Genomic DNA, 20,384 nt, shown 5'->3' on the forward strand with positions numbered 1-20,384 from the left:
GCAAAACCAAATCGACGCAATTTAGATCACATTTTTTTAACATAACATCAATTGGTATACGTTAAAAATGAGAGGTGAAACGAGTCGAATAAAGAATAGTGATTAAGAAAAGAGAGGTAAGATCAGCCGTTCAAAGACGGCTGATAAAATAACGACTTATATTATTACAATAAATGATAGTTTTTAAATGTAAGTATCATGTTAAATAGAATTACATTGGTAATTAGTTTAACAGGACATTAAGCAGATAAAAGCCCACTAAGGTCAGTAAAACCACCATTAATGTATTGCGTATTTTAAGCGCTAATCCTACACATAATAAGGTTCCCCAAAGATAAGGATTATCTAAAATACCTTTAAATTCACCTTTTTCTAACAGTACAATGGGTGCACAAATGGCGGTTAATAAACAAGGTGCAGAATAGCCTAATGCTTGCCTGATCACTGACGGCAATTTGACGGGGATCGCCGGTTCAAGAAAGAAATAACGCAACAGGAAAATGACGAGTGCCAAAATTAATAATAACGACCATGTCATTTTTGTTCCCCTCTGACTCTAGCAACACAAACAGCAACAAACATGCCTGTTAACCCACCAATAACGACGCCACCTTCTATATTCAACCAACTGAAAATAATCGAGAGACAAAAAGAGACAATAACACCCACTAATGTACTAAATGTTTTTATTAACGGGATCACAATTGCCAATAACGTGGCAACAATAGAAAAATCAAGATGATAACGCGATAAATCAGCAACTTGGTTTGCCATAATAATGCCAACAATACTGACCGCCACCCATGCTAAATAAAAACATAATCCTGCACCGATCATATAAGCAGGTGTTAGTTTCACTTTAGGTTGTGCTGAAACCGCAAAAAGCTCATCCGTTAATAAGAAACCTATCGTAATACGTTGATACCATTTTAAATGAGCAACATGGGGGCGTAAGGTTAAACCATATAAAAGATGTTGGGCGGTAATAAAAAAGACAGAAACAATAATGGTCAGCATCCCTGCACCAGAAACAACTAACCCTAATGTTACTAATTGCGCCGCACCTGCAAAAATAATGGCAGACATTCCGATACTTTGTGCAAAAGTTAATCCTGCATCAACCGCCATTGAACCTGCGAGTATTCCCCAAGGGATCACCGCAAGGCATAAAGGCAAAACATGCAAAGCGCCTAAACCAAAGGCACGCATGGTTTGCTTATCTTCAGTGTTATTTTTGATTTTTTCCATTTACCTGTCTTCACGTCTAATACATTAATTCTATGGAGAATGATTATCAGTCAGTAAAGATAAATGGGATTGTATAAAATTGCTATTAAAAGCTTTCGTGTGTGTGATGTAAAAAAGTGTGATGTAAATATTCAGCTTACATAAAATTGCTTAACCTTACCCATGTCGTTGGTGTATTTTTGCTGGAACAAAAATTTGATGAACTTCTAAGTTTGTCTGGTTAATTAATCCCATAACCAGTCGGAAACAGTGTGATGCTAATTCAGGATTATTTTGTGCAACAGTATCTATTGGAATTGATAATGAATCATACAAATAGTGATCATCAAAACCCGCTAAATAGACTTCATTTTGCATAATTTTATTTTGACTTAGATAACGCAACACGCCATCCAATAAGCCACAAGCAGACGTAAAAACAAACTTAGGCGCGCGCCCTAAAGAGGCACACAAAGAGCCAAACATTTCATAACCGGAACTTGGGTGGTAATGTCCATGAATGATCCACTCGGATTTTAGATTGATTTGTGCTTGTGAAAGTCCTTGCGTAAAACCTAAAAGGCGATCTTTAGTTGGTGAAAGCGTTGATTGCCCACCTAGGAAAAAAAATTCATCAATACCTTTTGTTGAAGCAATCTCAGCAATAAGTTGTTGTGTCGTAGTTATTGAATCGGTGACAACAAAAGGCAGCGTTGTTCCTTCAAAATAACGGTCAAATAACACAACTGGAATTTGTTGACTCAAACGCTGATACTCAACATCACTTTGTAAACATGAGGCAACAATCAAACCATCGATTTGACGTGATAAGAGATGTTCTATCGCCAGCGTTTCTTGAGCCGCATTTTCATCAGTACAAGAAATAAGTAATTGAATACCCGCTTCTCTACATAATATTTCTAGTTCATACGCCACAGAAGCAAAACCATAGTTAGTAATATCAGGAATAACCAATCCTAATGCATAACTACGATTATCACGTAAAGAGCGAGCATGAATATTAGGCTGATACTGATATTGTTCAGCAATAGCCGTAATACGCGCAATAGTATCATCAGAAACGCGCATTTCTTTACCTCGGCCATTTAATACTAAACTTGCCGTTGTTTTTGAAACGCCTGCTAATTTTGCAATATTGGTGATCGTGATACGTTTTTGTTTTTTCACTATTATTCAACTTAATGTTACATTCGCTGAGCGTAGACTATTTTATCGTTTATATAATTGTATTTAATTAAGTCATGCATTCTTTAATTGCCAAGTTGTGAGGTTTATTGTGTCTTTTCCCAAGAAACAGATTGTCTGCTCTTCTGAAGGGAAAAAACGGCTGCTCATCACACCGGCACCACCATTAAAGAAAATTTCCACACTAGAGTTATCACATAATATTTGAAGATGTTTTATATCACCAGACCAGAAACGTGATTGCCATTCTCCATTTTTAACACTACGACGTTTTAACACGGCTTGGTTATTTTCAATAATTAAAGCAAGAGTATCAGAAAAATGAATAGTCAGAGAGCCGAATAACGCTACTTCAAGTTCAAACAAAAATCCGTTAATGTCTGGTGCATCATCAGCAATACCCTGCCAATATGCTGGATTTTGTCTGAGTTGCTGTAACTCTTTTACAGGTTGTTGATAAAGCTTATTTTCTTTTATATGTAATTCACGAGGGCAAGTCATTTGATGTATCCAACCATTAGCAATGGTTGGTTGATACATCTCTTCACCATCAGGAACTCCCATCCAACCAAATAATAGACGTCTGCCATTCGCTAATGTTGTTTGAGGTGCGTAAAACTCAAAACCTGCATCTAGTTCGATTAGTTCACCATGCTGAAATTGTAATGTTGAATAATCAAAGCTTCCTATTAAATAAGCACTGGGATGCGAATTTAAAAATCGATGTTGCTCTCTTTTTATACCTTGGGGACAAGTTAATAAAATAAAATGTCCATTAAGCTCAAAGAGATCTGGGCATTCCCACATATAACCCGCATCCTTTAAGCCCCCTACATAACTTCCAGCTAACTCACCGACTAATTGCCATTGATATAAATGAGATGCACGATAGAGCAAAACCTTACCCTGTTTATCTAAGTTTTGTGCGCCTAATACCATGTACCAGATATCATTATATTGCCAAACCTTCGGATCACGGACATGACCACTATAGCCATCAGGAAGCCCTAATACAGGCCCTAACTTATCAAAACCTCCCTGCTGATTTTCAACGGCTAAACATTGCCATGCCGTACGAGAGCCATCCTCAAATTTGACATTACCGGTATAACAAAGAGTTAATTGCCCTTGGTGGATCACAGCACTACCGGAATAACAGCCATCTTTGTCATAAATTTCATCAGGCAGTAAAGCAATAGGTTGATGCTGCCAAGTAATCAAATCCTTTGAACGCCAATGACCCCAACATTTATGTTTATGTTCACAAGACAAAGGGTTCCATTGATAAAACAGATGATAATATTCACCATCAAAACAAAACCCATTGGGATCATTTAATAATCCAGTTACTGGCGCTAAATGCCAATGTGGATAATATTTATCTTTTATGGCGTTAGCGCTATTACGCATGACCGATTGTAAAATCGCAGATAACTCTTCGTTTGTGTTCATTTATGCAGACTCCACTTTGTATTTAAGCAAAAGAGAGATAACAAACGCAGTCACAAAGGCAATCACAAGGCCAATAATATAATTCATAATTGAACCAGCTTGCACGATTGCAATACCCGGAATAGCAGTCAATCCTACAGCTGTCATATAAACATGTGAGCCTACAACCCAAGCGCCCCCAGCTGCACCACCAATTAACGCAGCAATAAAAGGTTTTCCATAACGCAAATTAATCCCGAAAATTGCCGCTTCAGTGATACCTAACATCGCGGAAAAACCTGATGGGATTGTGATTGCTTTAATTTTTGCATCTTTAGTTTTAAACCAAACAGCAATACAAGCACCACCTTGAGCAATATTCGCCATTGCCCAAATCGGCAATAAAAAGTTAACGCCAATATTAGGGTTACCTAATAAACCCGCCTCGACAGCATGAAAACTGTGGTGAATACCCGTAATAACAATCACAGAATAAAGGCCACCAAAAATTAGCCCTGCTATCCAACCCGCTTGTGTAATTAAGGTGCTTAATAGTAATGAGATACCATCACCTAAAAGGCGACCAACAGGCCCTATGACTAATAACGCCACAAAGCCCGAAATAATAACAGTTAAAAATGGTGTGATAATTAAATCAAGAGCATTAGGAACAACTTTACGTAATTGTTTTTCCAATACACTCATAAACCAAACGGCAAGTAATACAGGGAAAACAGTACCTTGGTAACCAATCATGGCAACTTCTAACCCAAAGAAATTCATGGTGTTAAAGCCAGCGGCAACACCCCATGCATTAGTTAATGCAGGATGCGTTAAAATACCACCGAGTGTTGCACCAAGATAAGGGTTTCCGCCAAACTCTTTTGCCGCAGTAAAACCAATCAAAATAGGCAAAATAATAAATGCCGCAGAGCTGCACATATCAAGCATGATATAGAGTGCATTATCAGGACTCACCCACTGGTTAGTTTTCATTAACCCAAGTAGCCCCATTAATAAACCTGACGCCACAATGGCAGGAATAATGGGCACAAAGATATTAGAGAGCAGTCTTGCTATTCGTTGAAATGGATTGAGCTTTTTAGCCGCAATATTAGCTGCTTCGGATTTGCTTGATTCACCAATGCCCGCCGCAGCAATAAAGGCAGCATGTACTTTATTGACTAAGCCAGTACCAAAGATAATTTGGATCTGCCCAGCATTACTAAAACACCCTTTCACCCCCTCTAATTTGTTTATTGCTTCTTTATCTGCTTTTGAGTCATCAACAAGAACAAGCCTTAGGCGCGTAGCGCAATGTGCTGCACTTGCGATGTTTTCAGCACCACCTAATAAAGGTACAAGCTGGTGAGCCACTTTTTCAATATTCATCATAGCCTCTGTGATTCTTTTTTATTTATGTAGCGAGTATTTAGTTTAATCAAAAAAAACTAAATCGGTTTAGCTAACAATTAGATTAAATAAAAATCAATTCAAGATAGCAATGAAAACTCAGTTAAAGGGCTTTTAATTGTGATCCAAGTTACAAAAAAGTACATTTATTAATCATATTTTGACTTTTAAAAATAGTTAAAAATAACGTTTAGCTAAACAAATTTTAATTTTTTGTTTAGCTAAACAGGTTAATCGGTTGTTAGATAATTATAGCTTCTAAAAATGACTTTTGAGTATTAGACAAAAATGACTATTGAACTAACAAAATCATATAGATAGAAATGAATAAGCAGTCTTTAAAAATGTTACTGATAACATCAGAACACTTAACCAATCGGTATGTATTTATTTATACAAAGATGTTAATCAAATGATTAAATATAGCTAATACATAAACTTAAGGTAACCTTTAAAAACTGGTAACTCTTGTTATAAATCACTTTTCTTTGATGTAAAGCAACTACAACTTTTAGGAAATACGTAGTATCCACATTAACAGTTGGGTTTTATTACCTACGTTAAAGTGGTTATTTTTTAACAACAATAACAATAATTATTTCTTTATAAGCTTGTTGGCTTCTGTTTCTTCTTAAAATGTGAATAATCAAGTGAGTAATGTATGAAAAACATCAAAGAGATGGCGTTACTTTCCACTCCCTTATCTCGCCGTCGTTTTGTAAAAACAGGTGCAGCGGGTGGTTTAGCAATAACTGCGGGTGGATTATCCCTTCCCTTTCATCAAGCTGTTGCCTCAGAAACACAATCAACAATAAACAGCGAAAAAGTAGTATGGAGTGCCTGTACAGTAAACTGTGGTAGCCGCTGCCCATTACGTATGCATGTGGTTGATGGCGAAATTAAATATGTAGAAACTGACAATACAGGCAATGATGTCTACGAAGAATTACACCAAGTTCGTGCCTGTTTACGTGGCCGCTCAATGCGTCGTCGTGTTTACAATCCTGACCGTTTACGCTACCCAATGAAACGTGTGGGTAAACGTGGCGAAGGTAAATTTGAACGTATTTCATGGGATGAAGCATTTGATACTATTTCAGATACCATGAAACGCTTAATCAAAGATTATGGTAATGAATCTATTTACCTAAACTACGGTACAGGAACTTTAGGTGGCACCATGACAAAATCTTGGCCACCAGGTGCAACGCTAATTGCACGTTTAATGAATTGTTGTGGCGGTTATCTTAATCACTACGGTGATTACAGTACGGCACAAATCGCAGCAGGTTTAAATTATACCTATGGTGGTTGGGCAGATGGTAATAGCCCTTCAGATATTGAAAACACCAAACTTGTCGTGATGTTCGGTAATAATCCAGGTGAAACACGTATGAGTGGTGGTGGTGTTACCTATTACGTTGAACAAGCTCGTGAGAAATCTGATGCACGAATGATTATCATCGATCCGCGTTATACCGATACGGGTGCAGGGCGTGAAGATGAGTGGATCCCTATTCGTCCAGGAACTGATGCCGCATTAGTCAATGCCTTAGCGTATGTCATGATCAAAGAAGACTTAGTTGATAAGCCTTTCCTAGATAAATATTGTGTTGGTTACGATGAAACGACGATGCCGGAAGGTGCGCCAAAAAATGGCCACTATAAAGCCTATATTTTAGGTGATGGCGCAGATGGCCAGCCCAAAACGCCAGAATGGGCAGCGCAAATTACCGGTATTCCTGCTTCACGCATTGTTAAATTAGCCCGTGAAATTGCAACAGCGAAACCTGCTTATATTACACAAGGCTGGGGGCCTCAACGCCGTTCTAACGGTGAACTTGCTTCTCGTGCTATTGCGATGCTCTCTATTTTAACAGGGAATGTGGGCATCAATGGCGGTAACACTGGTGCTCGCGAAGGCTCTTACAGCATTCCTTTTGTTCGTATGCCTACGCTCACTAACCCTGTCACCACCAGCATTTCCATGTTTATGTGGACGGATGCAATCTTACGTGGTCCAGAAATGACAGCAACTCGTGATGGTGTTCGTGGTAAAGACAAACTTGATGTGCCTATTAAAATGGTATGGAACTACGCAGGTAACTGTTTAGTAAACCAACATTCTGAAATCAATCGTACTCACGACATTTTGCAAGACGATAAAAAATGCGAAATGATTGTGGTGATCGATAACCATATGACAGCATCTGCTAAATATGCCGATATTCTACTTCCTGATTGCACTGCATCAGAACAGATGGATTTCTGTATGGATGCATCGGCGGGTAATATGGCGTATGTCATTTTTGCAGATCAAGCTATTAAACCTCGCTTTGAAAGCCGTAATATCTATGAAATGACCAGCGAAATTGCAAAACGCATGGGTGTAGGTGAAAAATTCACTGAAAATCGTACTCAAGAAGAATGGTTACGTCATCTTTACGAACAATCTCGTCAAAACTTACCAGAACTTCCAACTTTTGAAGAATTCCGTACTCAAGGGATCTTCAAAAAACGCGACCCAGAAGGTCACCATGTTGCTTATCGCAAATTCCGTGAAGATCCTGAAAATAACCCATTAACGACACCATCAGGCAAAATTGAGATTTATTCTTCTCAACTTGCTGACATTAAAGCGACATGGGAACTTGCATCTGACGATGTCATTGATCCACTGCCGATTTATTCTGCTGGTTTTGAAAGCTATGGTGATCCGGCAATGGAAAAATATCCATTACAAATGACGGGTTTCCACTATAAATCACGTACTCACTCAACTTATGGCAACGTAGATGTTTTAAAAGCGGCATGTCCACAAGAAATATGGATAAACCCTGTTGATGCATCAAAACGAGGTATTAAACACGGTGATTTAGTGCGTATTTATAACGATCGTGGTGAAGTTAGGATCAACGCAAAAGTGACACCTCGTATTTTACCCGGTGTAGTCGGTTTAAGTGAAGGTGCTTGGTATAACCCAGATAGTAACCGCATTGATCACGCAGGTAGCATTAACGTGTTAACGACACAACGCCCTTCGCCACTAGCCAAGGGTAATCCTTCTCACAGTAATCTTGTTGAAGTCGTCAAGGCGTAAGGAGTCTGGTTATGTCAACGCAATATGGTTTTTACATTGATTCAAGTCGTTGCACCGGCTGCAAAACCTGTGAACTGGCGTGCAAGGATTTTAAAAATTTATCCCCTGAAGTCAATTTCCGCCGTATCTATGAATATGCCGGTGGTGATTGGACAGAGCAAGATGGTGTTTATACACAGAACGTTTTTGCTTATTACTTATCTATTTCATGTAACCATTGTGACGATCCTGCTTGTGCAAAAGTTTGCCCAAGTGGTGCAATGCATAAACGTGAAGATGGTTTTGTTGTCGTTAATGAAGATATTTGTATCGGTTGTCGTTATTGTCACATGGCATGCCCTTATGGCGCACCACAATTTGATGAAGTTAAAGGTCATATGACCAAATGTGACGGTTGCTATGAACGTGTAGCTGAAGGCAAAAAACCGATTTGTGTTGAGTCTTGTCCACTACGCGCATTAGATATGGCACCAATTGAAGAATTACGCGCTAAATACGGTGATTTAGCTGAAATTGCCCCACTTCCTTCAGCAAAATACACCAAGCCAAATATTGTCCTTAAATTAAATGCCAATAGCCGTCCTGTGGGTGATACCACCGGTCATCTGGCAAACCCAGAGGAGGTGTAAGATGGTGGGATTGCATGAATGGCCACTGATGTTCTTTACAGTTATCGGTCAAAGTATTGCTGGCGCTTTTATTATCATGGGATGCGCTATTCTTTCGGGTAAACTCTCCGCAGAAATGAACCGAAAAGTACATTACAGCATGTTTGGACTCTGGGCATTAATGGGAATTGGCTTCCTATTATCTATGATGCATATGGGAACCCCATTACGCGCATTTAACTCATTACTTCGTCTTGGTCACTCATCATTAAGTAATGAAATAGCCAGCGGTTCAATTTTCTTTGCCCTAGGGGGGATTTACTGGTTACTGGCTGTACTTAATAAAATGCCTGCTGCATTAGGCAAATTATGGGTCGCACTGGTTATGGTATTAGCCGCATTATTTATTATCGCGATCTCTCGTGTATACCAAATTGATACCGTGCCAACGTGGTACAACAGCTATACCACATTTAATTTTGTGCTGACAGCCTTTATCAGTGGTCCTATTTTAGCAGCGCTCTTAATGCGCATTGCAGGCTTTAACTTAAACTGCGTTAGTGCATTGCCATTATTAAGTGTTATCGCAATTGTTGTGAGTGCGATTGTGGCAACATCACAAGGCTTTGAATTAGGCGCTATTCAAACCTCTGTGCAAAAAGCAGTAGATTTAGTCCCTAACTATGGTGCGCTAATGGGAATTAAATTAGTGGCTTTAGTCTTAGGCTTAAGTTGCTGGATTGCACCACTTCTGCGTAAAAATAACCCTTCTGTTGCTTTATTAGCATTGGGCTTTATTTTAATGTTTGCCGGTGAGTTTATCGGACGCGGTGTATTCTATGGTTTACATATGACTGTCGGTATGGCGGTGGTTGGTTAATTAAAAACGCTGCCTTTAAACCGCTGTAATAGTTAAAAAGCCCGCACTTTTTATCTGTTATGGCGGTTTTCCTTTTATATTGCGGTATCACTCTTTTTTAATCTTCGTCATTATGTTTAGATAGAAAATCGCATATAGTAAAGACAATAAATCTAAGCGGATTATAAAAATATTATGGAACAACAACTTATTACTGATATTTCTCTCACTGCCCGTATTTTAGGTGCTGCGTTTTATTATACGCCTACTGAGAAAAGTGACATTGTCGAGCTGCTGTCGAGTCAAAAGTGGGTTGAAGAATGGCCATATGGCAATGAGGAAGAGAAGCAGCGCATTGCTAGCCTTCTTTCACAAACCACATTGACAGAAGAAACTTTAGCACAAGCATATCAACGTTTATTTATCGGCCCTTACGCACTACCTGCGCCACCTTGGGGCTCGGTTTACCTTGATCATGAAAATGTATTATTCGGTAACTCAACATTAGATTTACGCGAATGGATGCTAGAGAATGGCATTGATATTGCGTTAACTCAAAATGAGCCGGAAGATCACTTTGGTTTAATGGTGATGATGGTAGCTTGGATTGCAGAAACTCGTCCTGAAAAGCTCAATGAGCTATTAGCCGAACACCTTCTGCCGTGGGCTTATCGTTATTTAGAAAAGTTATCTTTACAAGGGGCATTCCCTTATTACGAAGGTTTAGCCATGTTGGCGACATTAACGCTCAAAAGTTGGCAATCGCAGTTAAATGTGACCCCTGCTGAAAAACAGTTATTTTGTTGATTTACAATAGACCATAAAAATGTGAAGCCCTAAAGACGAAAAAAACTCTCGCTTTTAGGGCTTTGATATATAAATAGTTAACGTTCTTAAGATTGTTTCGACCAAAACTGATAAAGCCTAGGTTGTGTTTCATCTTCGGTTTTTATCTGTGTAAATTGAAGGCCTTCTTGTTGTTCTGGTGCCTTTCTTAATGCTTTAGCAATGCTGGCTGTTGATAGTCCGTAAGGCTCGGCATCCTCATTAGAATAGGCATAAAAAATCTTAGAAATCCCCGCCATGCGCATAGCGGCAAGACACATTGGACAAGGTTGTCCACTGGCATAAACAATACAATCATCTAACTTTGTTCGCCCTAATACTTTACCGGCTTCCCGTAATGCTAATAATTCAGCATGGGCAGTGGGATCATTTGTCGTTACTATTTGATTGACTGCACTTGCAATTACTTGACCATTATTCACAATGACCGCGCCAAATGGCCTTCCCCCCACTTTCACATTATCCATTGCCAGCGATATGGCTTGTTGTATAAATTGATTATCTGACATTATTTTGCCCCCGCTTTTTCAAGTATATTAGCGATGTTTGTATAACCTTTATCTTTAGCTAAGGTTAATGGTGTATGGCCAGAGCCATCGGCGAGGTTAACGTTAGCTCCACCTTCAATAAGTAAAGTCACAATCTCTTCATATTTTTGGCTACCATCACCTAAAATAATAGCTTCGATTAAAGCCGTCCAACCTAAACGATTAATATGATCAACATCCACACCCGCATCAATTAATGTTTTTACCGTTTTTACATGTCCTCGCTCAGAAGCTGGAATTAATGCTGTTCCACCATAACGATTAACACTTTTAAGAGAAGCACCATGTGATAACGTTAATTCTAAGATCTCCTGCAACCCTCTCGCTCCCGAATAAAGATAAGGTGAATCTTGAATAGCATCACGAGCATTAACATCGGCACCTTGTTCAATCAGATATTTTGCAACCTCAATTTGGTTAGCATGTGTGGCAGCCATTAAAGGAGTGCGCAATTTTAGATCTCGTTGTTCTATATTAGCACCTTGTTCTATCTGACGTTTCAATTCAGATAAATTTCCCTCTTGTGCCAATGTAACCAGATATGCTTTATCAGAATTAGCCATCACTTTAACCATAAAGATAGATGAAATTATTAATAGGCTTAAGAAGTATAAAAACCATTTGCTCTTTAAATAGAGAGTATTCATTCAATATCTCCTAGAAAATGCTAATTTTGACTTACTTAATTAGCATACTATTTGAACTCATAATTATATCTAACAAAGCGATGACATTATTTCAACAAATCAATGGGTAATAACTGCCTATCAAGTCATTTTTATACTTTTTTTACACTTCCCCTATCTCTTTTATCAACATCTTTACAGACCTTTAATTACGCTTACTGAATCTAAATAGATGAAGGATAGTTCTAATGTTGATATTTGGTGCTGTGACGTTAGTTGTTTTGCTCACTGCTTATCTTATCTATGTGTTATTTAACGCAGAGGCATTTTAAAAATGGCAACAACAATGTTGATATATCTTGCTGTTTTTCTAATTACATTATTTGTGATAGGAAAAATGCTTGGGCATTATTTAGCTCGCCTTATCGAAGGTGATTTACCTCATTGGATTACTCAAACTGAACATGTTATTTGGCGTTGCTGTGGTTTCAAGCCCGCAGGCAAAGCAATCCAACCGATGAACTGGTATCACTATATGCTCGCCCTACTTATTTTTAATTTAATGGGCGCAATTCTATTATTTGTCACACTGCTTAACCAAGGCTATTTACCTTTAAATCCTCAATTTGCCCCTAATATGAATTGGGATTTAGCGTTCAATACCACAATTAGCTTTGTCACAAATACTAATTGGCAAGCGTATAGCGGTGAAACGGCTGTCAGCTATTTAAGCCAAATGACGGGGCTTGCAGTGCAAAACTTCTTATCTGCAACAACAGGTATAGCTGTCGCTTTTGTTTTAATTAGAGCGCTAACACAGTCATCTTGTACTTCATTAGGCAATGCTTGGGTTGATATTGGACGCATTACATTATATGTCCTACTCCCTTTATCTATTATTTGGTCACTGTTATTTGTCAGCCAAGGTGTGATACAAAACTTTCACCCAGCACTATTAAGTCAAGGCCTTGATGGGCAACAACAATGGTTACCAATGGGGCCTGTTGCGTCTCAAGAAGCAATTAAGTTATTAGGCACAAATGGCGGTGGTTATTTTGCGGCAAACTCTGCACATCCTTATGAAAATCCAACTTCATTAAGTAACTTCTTACAAATACTCGCTATTTTTCTTATTCCTACTGCCTTATGTTTTGCCTTTGGTCGTTTAAGTGGAACACAACGGCAAGGCCATACCTTGCTTTGGGCTATGACGTTAATTTTCATTGTTGCTGTTAGTGTGATCACTTGGGCTGAATGGCAAGGAAATCCAGAATTTATCTTTGCGGGTACAGATAGTTCGTTGAATATGGAAGGTAAAGAAACACGCTTTGGCATTATAGGTAGCGCTATTTTTGTTGCCGTCACAACAGCGGCATCTTGTGGTGCTGTTAATGCGATGCATGACTCACTAACAGCATTAGGTGGCATGGTACCAATGTGGTTAATGCAAACAGGCGAAGTAGTATTTGGCGGTGTAGGATCAGGATTTTACGGCATGATCCTCTATGTGTTATTAGCTGTATTTATCGCTGGATTAATGGTTGGTCGTGCGCCGGAATATCTCGGTAAAAAGATTGGTGTTGCTGAAATGAAATGGGTAGCTGTTGCCATTTTAATTTCTCCAGCCGTTGTTTTATTAGGTACAACTCTCGCTTTATTTACTGATGTTGGTCGTGAAGCCATTTTAAACCCAGGTCCTCATGGCTTTAGCGAAGTGTTATATGCTTTTACTTCTGCTGCGAACAATAACGGTAGTGCTTTTGCAGGGCTCAATGTTAATTCACCTTTTTATAATCTGTTATTAGGTATCGCAATGTTCATTGGTCGCTTTGGTGTCATGTTACCTGTTTTAGCTATCGCAGGTAGTTTAGCCGTGAAAAAGCGTCAGCCAGAAAGCTTGGCCACACTCTCTACCACTTCACCGCTATTTATTTTGTTATTGATCCTCACGGTATTAATGATTGGCGCTTTGACTTTTGTTCCGGCATTAGCCCTTGGCCCTATTGCAGAACACTTACAGCTGTTTTGGGCGAAATAAGGAAACGTATCATGAAAACAACTCAACTATTTGATAAAAAAACCGTGATATCGGCCTTCTTTGATGCGATAAAAAAATGTACACCTCAAGCGCAATGGCGTAACCCGGTGATGTTTATTGTTTATGTTGGTGCGCTTTTAACGACCAGTATTTGGATTGCTTCATTATTAGGTTATTTCCCTGATGATAATCACTTTACTTTACAAGTAATGTTTTGGTTATGGGTAACATTGTTATTTGCCAATTTTGCTGAGTCATTAGCAGAAAGTCGAAGCAAAGCACAAGCTGCTAGCTTACGTGGCGCTAAACGACAATCTAAAGCAGTACGTTTACATCACGCTGACATCAATGCACCGAAAGAAACCGTTGATTCTTTCTCATTACATAAAGGTGATATTGTTTTAGTTAACTCGGGTGAAGTTATTCCTTGTGATGGTGAAGTCATAGAAGGTGGTGCCTCTGTTGATGAAAGTGCGATTACGGGCGAATCAGCACCCGTGATCCGTGAGTCAGGTGGTGATTTTTCTTCTGTGACTGGCGGTACTCGAGTATTGTCCGATTGGCTAATTATTCGCTGTACTGCTGAGGCAGGTAATTCATTTCTCGACCGTATGATTGGAATGGTAGAAGGTGCGAAGCGTAGAAAAACGCCGAATGAAGTTGCTTTAACTATCTTATTAACAGCCCTGACACTTATTTTCTTATTGGCGTGTGTTACTCTTTATCCATTCAGTGTGTTTGCTGTCGAGTTTCAAGGACATGGCGATATTATTTCCGTTGTCACTTTAATCGCTTTATTAGTGTGTCTTATTCCCACTACGATTGGCGGTTTACTTTCATCAATTGGTGTGGCAGGCATGAGCCGAATGCTTGATGCCAATGTGATTGCAACCAGTGGGCGAGCGGTTGAGGCCGCAGGTGATGTTGATGTCTTACTACTTGATAAAACAGGCACAATTACACTGGGTAATCGCCAAGCTTCTCGTTTTATCCCTCTTTCAGGTATTAGTGAAAAACAGCTCGCCGATGCGGCACAGCTAAGCTCACTTGCAGATGAAACGCCTGAAGGCAGAAGCATTGTGATCCTCGCTAAACAGCGTTTTAATTTGCGCGAACGTGATTTAGCGTCAATTGGAGCGTCTTTTATTCCCTTTTCTGCAATGACAAGAATGAGCGGCGTTAATTTAGGAGAACGCTTGATCCGCAAAGGCTCCGTTGATGCTATTCGTCGTCATATTGAAGTCAGTCACGGCCATTTTCCTGATGAAGTCACCGCGATAGTCGAACAAGTCGCCAGAACGGGTGGGACACCGCTGGTGGTAGTTGAAAATCAGAAAATCTTAGGTGTTGTTGAACTTAAAGATATTGTGAAAGGTGGAATTAAAGAGCGCTTTGCTCAACTTCGCCAAATGGGGATAAAAACCGTCATGATCACGGGTGATAATCATCTTACGGCGGCAGCTATCGCAGCAGAGTCTGGTGTAGATGATTTTCTGGCTGAAGCAACACCTGAGGCAAAATTAGCATTAATTCGTCAATATCAATCAGAAGGTCGATTAGTTGCAATGACAGGTGATGGTACTAATGATGCCCCTGCATTAGCACAAGCCGATGTTGCTGTTGCGATGAACTCAGGTACTCAAGCCGCCAAAGAAGCAGGCAATATGGTTGATTTAGACTCTAATCCAACAAAATTAATCGAAGTTGTACATATCGGTAAACAAATGCTAATGACACGAGGCGCTTTAACAACATTTAGTATTTCCAACGATATTGCTAAATACTTCGCTATTATTCCAGCTGCTTTTGCTGTCACCTATCCACAGCTCAACATGCTTAATATCATGAACTTACATTCACCCGCATCTGCAATGCTATCTGCGGTTATTTTTAACGCCTTAATTATTATCTTTTTGATCCCCCTTGCTCTTAAAGGTGTTCATTATCGTCCTGTCTCTGCGCACTCATTATTACGTCGTAACCTCTCTTTATACGGGATCAGTGGATTATTAGTCCCTTTTATTGGCATTAAAATCATCGATATGATCTTAGCGTTCATTGGGTTTTAAGGAGTTCTATATGCATCTATTTCGTTCATCATTAGTGATGTTATTATTACTCACACTAATAACCGGACTCGCTTATCCTTTGTTTGTTACAGGATTAGCCAACCTTATTTTTCCATGGCAAGCGAACGGCTCACTGATTTATCAAGATAATAAACTTATTGGTTCTGAGTTGATTGGGCAACAATTTACGCGGGATGATTATTTTAAAAGTCGCCCATCAATGACGTCCGAAATGCCCTATAACAGCATGGCATCAGGTGCCAGCCAACTAGCAACATCAAATCCATTATTACTTAATGAGATAACTCAACGTATTCAAATATGGAAGAAAGCAACGCATAATCAACATGTTGTTCCTGTTGATTTAGTCACAGCATCAGGAAGTGGACTTGATCCTCATATTTCATTACAAGCAGCTTATTATCAAATTGAAAATATTGCTTATTCTCGCCAACTCACTAAAAATGAAATTAAGCAGTTAATAAAAGACAATACTACATCACCGCTGATGTCATTTATGGGTGACCCTGTTGTGAATGTATTTATGCTAAATCAAGCACTTGATAAATTAAGTGCAGAAAAGCAGCAAAAAGTGAGTACTCAATAAAATGGAACTCGATCAGCAATGGCAACGCCCTTCTCCTGATGATTTACTCGCTTCAACGCGAACAACAACTCGTGGGCGTTTAAAAATATTTTTTGGTGCCTGTGCAGGTGTAGGGAAAACTTACGCCATGTTACAAGAAGCTCAACGCCTCCACCAGCAAGGTATTGATGTCCTTGCTGGTGTTGTTGAAACGCACCAAAGGCAAGAAACGGCTGCATTACTGCACGGATTACCTTTATTGCCACTACAACGTATTCACCATCACGGTAGAAAGCTTGTCGCGTTTGATTTAGATGCCGCATTAGCTAGGCATCCGGCGGTGATCTTAATGGATGAACTGGCATTTAGTAATCCTCATAAATGCCGACATCCTAAGCGCTGGCAAGATGTGGAAGAACTATTGGATGCAGGTATTGATGTCCTTGCCACAATAAATGTACAACACATTGAAAGTCTTAATGATATCGTCGGGAGTATTACAGGAATTCGAGTCCAAGAAACGATCCCTGACTATATTTTCGATAGTGCTGATGAAGTGGTTATGGTGGATTTACCACCTGATGATCTACAACAACGTTTACATGAAGGCAAAGTCTATCTAGCTGGACAAGCAGAACGTGCGATTGAACACTTTTTTCGTAAAGGTAATTTAATCGCACTACGAGAATTAGCCTTACGCCGTATGGCAGATAGAGTTGATACACAAGTTAAAGAGTTTCGAGATAGCCAAGGAACGGCTCCTGTTTGGCACACCACAGATAGTCTGATGGTTTGTCTCGGCGCTCATGGCGGTAACGACAAATTAGTTCGCACGGCAGCGCGTTATGCTGCCGCCTTTGGTTGCCAATGGCATGCTATTTATGTTGAAACGCCTAAGCTTCATCAAATTGGCGAGCATAAACGCCGAGCTATCTTACACTCTCTAAAATTAGCACAACATCTAGGAGCGAGAACGGCGATCCTTTCTGATAACCAAGCTGAAAAGGCCGTGATCCGTTACGCCAGAGAGCATAATCTTGGAAAAGTGGTTATTGGTCAACGCGCTTACCAAAAATGGCAATGGTTAAAACGCTGGATACGGATGCGTTTTGCAGAAAAATTAGCGCGTTATGCACCTGATCTCCATGTTATCAGTGTCGCCCTCAATGATGAGGACATACGTTATAAAACCAAAACAGCACCACTACAAAATGATAAATGGCGACAAGAGATAAAAGGTTATTTTACAGCGATTGGATTATGTTTAGCGATCACCTTATTCTCTCGCACATTTCTATTAGCACTTGATAAAGCCAATTTAGTCACACTCTATTTATTGGGTGTTGTATTAATTGCACTCTTTTTTGGTCGTCGCCCTTCTATTTTTGCGGCATTAATTAATGTTATTAGTTTTGACCTGTTTTTTGTACAGCCTCACTTTTCGCTCGCTGTACTCGATATGCAGTATTTGGTCACTTTTACAGTGATGCTTATTGTCGGATTAGTGGTTGGTAATTTAACTGCGGGTATGCGTTATCAAACCCGCGTCGCCCGTTATCGAGAACAGCGCACTCGCCACTTATTTGAAATGACGAGAGAACTGGGTCGAGCGGTAACGTTACAAGAAATTGTTCGCACTAGTTATCATTTTTTATCAAGTGCCTTTGATGCCAAAGTGTGTTTATTACTGCCCAACAAACAAGGTGAATTAACACCTTTTCATGCACAAGGCATGGGGCTTTTACCTATTGATAATGCCATTGCACGCTGGTGTTGTGATAAAGATCAAATTGCTGGTGCAGGCACAGATACTCTACCAAGTGTGCCTTACCAATTACATCCGATTACCGCCTCTCAACAAGTTTTAGCTATTTTAGCGATTGAACCGAATAATCTTCGTCAACTGCTTATCCCGGAGCAACAGCAGCTATTGCAAACTTTTAATGGTTTAATTGCTAATGCCCTTGAGCGATTACAACAGGCTGAAATTGCAGAACAATCTCGAATTAATATCGAAAGAGAGCAATTAAGAAATGCATTATTAGCCGCACTTTCTCATGATTTAAAAACACCGCTTACTGTGCTTTTTGGTCAATCAGAGATTTTGCTTCTCGATTTAAGTGCTGAAGGTTCATCCCATACAGAGCAAGTTAACCAAATTCGACAGCAGATCCTGACAACCTCACGGTTAGTCAATAATTTACTGGATATGGCACGTATTCAATCCGGTGGCATTCAAGTGAATTTACAATGGAATTCGCTACAAGAAATAACGGGAAGTGCCATTCGTTCTCTCTCTTATTTACTTGATAAACATCCATTACAAATTGATATTTCTGCTGATTTATTGCTTTATTGCGATGGTAATTTAATTGAACGAGTTATCACGAACTTACTTGAAAATGCAGTGAAATATACGACATCAAACACAAAAATCGGAGTAAAAGCCTATATTGATGTCGCTAAAATTCATGTTGAAGTATGGGATGAGGGTCATGGGATCCCAACCGACCAACTACAACTTATTTTTAATAAATTTTCACGTGCAGTAAAAGAATCCGCAATTCCTGGTGTTGGATTAGGTTTAGCCATATGTAGCGCCATTATTCACTTACATGAAGGTGAAATTTGGGCTGAAAACAATAAAAAAGGTGGAGCAAGCTTCCACTTTGTTTTACCTTTAAAATCACTCCCTGATATTGATGAGATTGAAATAAAACAGTGACTCCATATAACATTTTAATTATTGAAGATGAGAAAGAGATTCTACGCTTTGTTCGGCTAGCTTTAGAGAGCGAAGGATTTCGTGTTTATGAAGCCAATGAATGCCAACGAGGATTAATTGAAGCCGCATCAAGAAAACCTGATTTAGTTATTCTTGATCTTGGTTTGCCAGACAAAGATGGTCTCTGTTTTATTCAAGATTTTCGCCAATGGAGTAGTACCCCCATTATCGTACTTTCAGCACGAGATTCAGAGCAAGATAAAGTGAAAGCACTTGATGCAGGAGCGGATGATTATCTGACGAAACCTTTTGGTATTAGTGAACTACTCGCCAGAATCAGAGCATCACTACGCCGTTTTGTTAAACAAGAAACACAAAGTACACAATTTACTTTTGGTGATATTACGATTGATTGGGTTAATCGTATTGTTACTCGTCAAAATGAACCCGTTCATTTAACGCCGACAGAATTTCGTTTACTAAGTGAATTAGTTAATAACAGTGGTAAAGTACTTACTCAACGGCATTTAATGCAACATGTTTGGGGGCCTAATTTCGTTGAACATAGTCACTATTTGCGCATTTATATGGGACATTTACGCCAAAAACTAGAAACCGATCCCGCATGTCCGGTGCATTTAATGACAGAAACGGGGATTGGCTATCGATTTATGCCTTAACTAAACTCAAAATCCCACCACAAGTGACATTTGAGTACACTTATCAACTCTTGCCACTACTCATGGCAGGAGATTCAAAAAAGGTAATTGAATCTCCTGATCATCAAGTAAATGCTAATCTACAATTTCAACGATAGCCGCACCCACCTTGGTATCATCCGAGTTAGTTACATTAACTCTGTAGTAGTAAAATGATCGTTCGGGTGCTTGAACGATAATCGTGTCATTGGGTTCAACCCAATATGTGGTATCGGGATAAAAAACATGTGACGGTGGTGCCCAGTAATTCACAACTTCTAATTTCGTTTCACCATTATTAGTCACAATGACACTTTTAGTAACTGTTGGAATGATAGGCTCAGCATCGTCCCATACTGTAACTGTTTCCAAAGGTTGAATAACATAATTAGTCGACATAACGC

18 protein-coding genes are annotated in these 20,384 nt (G+C 39.4%); 10 read left to right on the forward strand and 8 right to left on the reverse strand.

All coding sequences use genetic code 11. The features are described 5' to 3' along the window. Window positions 1-223 precede the first annotated feature (223 nt). The 5 genes from H1225_RS06610 to H1225_RS06630 all read right to left on the reverse strand — a co-directional run bounded on the left by H1225_RS06610 (window position 224) and on the right by H1225_RS06630 (window position 5,256). Window positions 224-538 carry an AzlD domain-containing protein gene (locus H1225_RS06610; RefSeq protein WP_115065355.1) on the reverse strand — a complete coding sequence of 105 codons (315 nt, stop codon included), beginning with the start codon at window positions 536-538 and terminating at the stop codon, window positions 224-226. Then, the gene (locus H1225_RS06615; RefSeq protein WP_239739578.1) at window positions 535-1,248 is read right to left on the reverse strand and encodes an AzlC family ABC transporter permease; all 714 of its coding nucleotides are present in this window, start codon (window positions 1,246-1,248) and stop codon (window positions 535-537) included. Before H1225_RS06615 ends, H1225_RS06610 begins: the two co-directional genes overlap by 4 nt. 156 nt (window positions 1,249-1,404) lie before the next feature. Beyond that, the gene (locus H1225_RS06620; protein ID WP_109848480.1) at window positions 1,405-2,418 is read right to left on the reverse strand and encodes a LacI family DNA-binding transcriptional regulator; all 1,014 of its coding nucleotides are present in this window, start codon (window positions 2,416-2,418) and stop codon (window positions 1,405-1,407) included. Between the two features lie 69 nt (window positions 2,419-2,487). Continuing rightward, complete coding sequence (locus tag H1225_RS06625; RefSeq protein ID WP_072063954.1) at window positions 2,488-3,885, reverse strand: sucrose-6-phosphate hydrolase; 1,398 nt, start codon at window positions 3,883-3,885, stop codon at window positions 2,488-2,490. Then, a complete protein-coding gene (locus H1225_RS06630; RefSeq protein ID WP_109400457.1) occupies window positions 3,886-5,256 on the reverse strand; it encodes a sucrose-specific PTS transporter subunit IIBC in 1,371 nt (456 codons plus the stop codon). A 682-nt stretch (window positions 5,257-5,938) separates the two neighbouring features. Between H1225_RS06630 and dmsA the strand changes: the two genes are divergently transcribed. From dmsA to dmsD, 4 genes are all read left to right on the forward strand, one after another. Further along, complete coding sequence (gene dmsA, locus H1225_RS06635) at window positions 5,939-8,377, forward strand: dimethylsulfoxide reductase subunit A (RefSeq protein WP_161669239.1); 2,439 nt, start codon at window positions 5,939-5,941, stop codon at window positions 8,375-8,377. Window positions 8,378-8,388: 11 nt separating this feature from the next. After that, window positions 8,389-9,006: a DMSO/selenate family reductase complex B subunit gene (locus H1225_RS06640; RefSeq protein ID WP_023582154.1), complete on the forward strand. Its 618-nt coding sequence runs from the start codon at window positions 8,389-8,391 to the stop codon at window positions 9,004-9,006. 1 nt (window position 9,007) lies between these two features. Beyond that, entirely contained in the window at window positions 9,008-9,865 is an 858-nt protein-coding gene (locus tag H1225_RS06645; RefSeq protein ID WP_239739580.1) for a DmsC/YnfH family molybdoenzyme membrane anchor subunit, read from the forward strand. A gap of 174 nt (window positions 9,866-10,039) precedes the next feature. Continuing rightward, window positions 10,040-10,651 carry a Tat proofreading chaperone DmsD gene (gene dmsD / locus H1225_RS06650; protein WP_161723788.1) on the forward strand — a complete coding sequence of 204 codons (612 nt, stop codon included), beginning with the start codon at window positions 10,040-10,042 and terminating at the stop codon, window positions 10,649-10,651. Window positions 10,652-10,737: 86 nt separating this feature from the next. Here dmsD and H1225_RS06655 read toward each other — a convergent pair whose 3' ends face one another. Together H1225_RS06655 and H1225_RS06660 are read right to left on the reverse strand one after the other, a co-directional pair. After that, on the reverse strand, window positions 10,738-11,199 hold the full coding sequence (locus H1225_RS06655; protein ID WP_109848481.1) for a nucleoside deaminase: 462 nt from the start codon (window positions 11,197-11,199) through the stop codon (window positions 10,738-10,740). Further along, the gene (locus tag H1225_RS06660) at window positions 11,199-11,885 is read right to left on the reverse strand and encodes an ankyrin repeat domain-containing protein (RefSeq protein WP_161671529.1); all 687 of its coding nucleotides are present in this window, start codon (window positions 11,883-11,885) and stop codon (window positions 11,199-11,201) included. The genes H1225_RS06655 and H1225_RS06660 overlap by 1 nt, the downstream gene beginning before the upstream one ends. A gap of 227 nt (window positions 11,886-12,112) precedes the next feature. Between H1225_RS06660 and H1225_RS18420 the strand changes: the two genes are divergently transcribed. The 6 genes from H1225_RS18420 to kdpE are packed head-to-tail and all read left to right on the forward strand — an operon-like array spanning window position 12,113 to window position 19,962. Further along, on the forward strand, window positions 12,113-12,196 hold the full coding sequence (locus H1225_RS18420) for a potassium-transporting ATPase subunit F (RefSeq protein ID WP_100158289.1): 84 nt from the start codon (window positions 12,113-12,115) through the stop codon (window positions 12,194-12,196). 2 nt (window positions 12,197-12,198) lie between these two features. Further along, window positions 12,199-13,902 carry a potassium-transporting ATPase subunit KdpA gene (gene kdpA / locus H1225_RS06665; protein ID WP_239739582.1) on the forward strand — a complete coding sequence of 568 codons (1,704 nt, stop codon included), beginning with the start codon at window positions 12,199-12,201 and terminating at the stop codon, window positions 13,900-13,902. Between the two features lie 11 nt (window positions 13,903-13,913). Then, entirely contained in the window at window positions 13,914-15,971 is a 2,058-nt protein-coding gene (gene kdpB / locus H1225_RS06670; protein ID WP_072063961.1) for a potassium-transporting ATPase subunit KdpB, read from the forward strand. A 10-nt stretch (window positions 15,972-15,981) separates the two neighbouring features. Continuing rightward, the gene (gene kdpC / locus H1225_RS06675; RefSeq protein WP_115065359.1) at window positions 15,982-16,578 is read left to right on the forward strand and encodes a potassium-transporting ATPase subunit KdpC; all 597 of its coding nucleotides are present in this window, start codon (window positions 15,982-15,984) and stop codon (window positions 16,576-16,578) included. A 1-nt stretch (window position 16,579) separates the two neighbouring features. Further along, window positions 16,580-19,282 (forward strand): two-component system sensor histidine kinase KdpD, encoded by a 2,703-nt coding sequence (kdpD, locus tag H1225_RS06680; protein ID WP_109848485.1) that lies wholly within the window; start codon window positions 16,580-16,582, stop codon window positions 19,280-19,282. Further along, the gene (kdpE, locus tag H1225_RS06685) at window positions 19,279-19,962 is read left to right on the forward strand and encodes a two-component system response regulator KdpE (protein WP_161669237.1); all 684 of its coding nucleotides are present in this window, start codon (window positions 19,279-19,281) and stop codon (window positions 19,960-19,962) included. The genes kdpD and kdpE overlap by 4 nt, the downstream gene beginning before the upstream one ends. Before the next feature lie 114 nt (window positions 19,963-20,076). Here kdpE and H1225_RS06690 read toward each other — a convergent pair whose 3' ends face one another. Further along, the gene (locus H1225_RS06690; protein ID WP_006536752.1) at window positions 20,077-20,379 is read right to left on the reverse strand and encodes a hypothetical protein; all 303 of its coding nucleotides are present in this window, start codon (window positions 20,377-20,379) and stop codon (window positions 20,077-20,079) included. Window positions 20,380-20,384: the final 5 nt, after the last annotated feature.

It is taken from the genome of Proteus penneri (genome assembly GCF_022369495.1).
Taxonomy (GTDB): Bacteria; Pseudomonadota; Gammaproteobacteria; order Enterobacterales; family Enterobacteriaceae; genus Proteus; species Proteus penneri.

Coding starts and splice junctions, on each gene's coding strand:
- H1225_RS06645 (WP_239739580.1), top strand. CDS start 9,008: ATGGTGGGATTGCATGAATGGCCACTGATGTTCTTTACAGTTATCGGT.
- kdpD (WP_109848485.1), top strand. CDS start 16,580: ATGGAACTCGATCAGCAATGGCAACGCCCTTCTCCTGATGATTTACTC.
- dmsA (WP_161669239.1), top strand. CDS start 5,939: ATGAAAAACATCAAAGAGATGGCGTTACTTTCCACTCCCTTATCTCGC.
- H1225_RS06630 (WP_109400457.1), bottom strand. CDS start 5,256: ATGAATATTGAAAAAGTGGCTCACCAGCTTGTACCTTTATTAGGTGGT.
- dmsD (WP_161723788.1), top strand. CDS start 10,040: ATGGAACAACAACTTATTACTGATATTTCTCTCACTGCCCGTATTTTA.
- H1225_RS06625 (WP_072063954.1), bottom strand. CDS start 3,885: ATGAACACAAACGAAGAGTTATCTGCGATTTTACAATCGGTCATGCGT.
- H1225_RS06655 (WP_109848481.1), bottom strand. CDS start 11,199: ATGTCAGATAATCAATTTATACAACAAGCCATATCGCTGGCAATGGAT.
- kdpB (WP_072063961.1), top strand. CDS start 13,914: ATGAAAACAACTCAACTATTTGATAAAAAAACCGTGATATCGGCCTTC.
- H1225_RS06615 (WP_239739578.1), bottom strand. CDS start 1,248: ATGGAAAAAATCAAAAATAACACTGAAGATAAGCAAACCATGCGTGCC.
- H1225_RS06640 (WP_023582154.1), top strand. CDS start 8,389: ATGTCAACGCAATATGGTTTTTACATTGATTCAAGTCGTTGCACCGGC.
- H1225_RS06660 (WP_161671529.1), bottom strand. CDS start 11,885: ATGAATACTCTCTATTTAAAGAGCAAATGGTTTTTATACTTCTTAAGC.
- kdpA (WP_239739582.1), top strand. CDS start 12,199: ATGGCAACAACAATGTTGATATATCTTGCTGTTTTTCTAATTACATTA.
- H1225_RS06610 (WP_115065355.1), bottom strand. CDS start 538: ATGACATGGTCGTTATTATTAATTTTGGCACTCGTCATTTTCCTGTTG.
- H1225_RS06690 (WP_006536752.1), bottom strand. CDS start 20,379: ATGTCGACTAATTATGTTATTCAACCTTTGGAAACAGTTACAGTATGG.
- kdpC (WP_115065359.1), top strand. CDS start 15,982: ATGCATCTATTTCGTTCATCATTAGTGATGTTATTATTACTCACACTA.
- H1225_RS18420 (WP_100158289.1), top strand. CDS start 12,113: ATGTTGATATTTGGTGCTGTGACGTTAGTTGTTTTGCTCACTGCTTAT.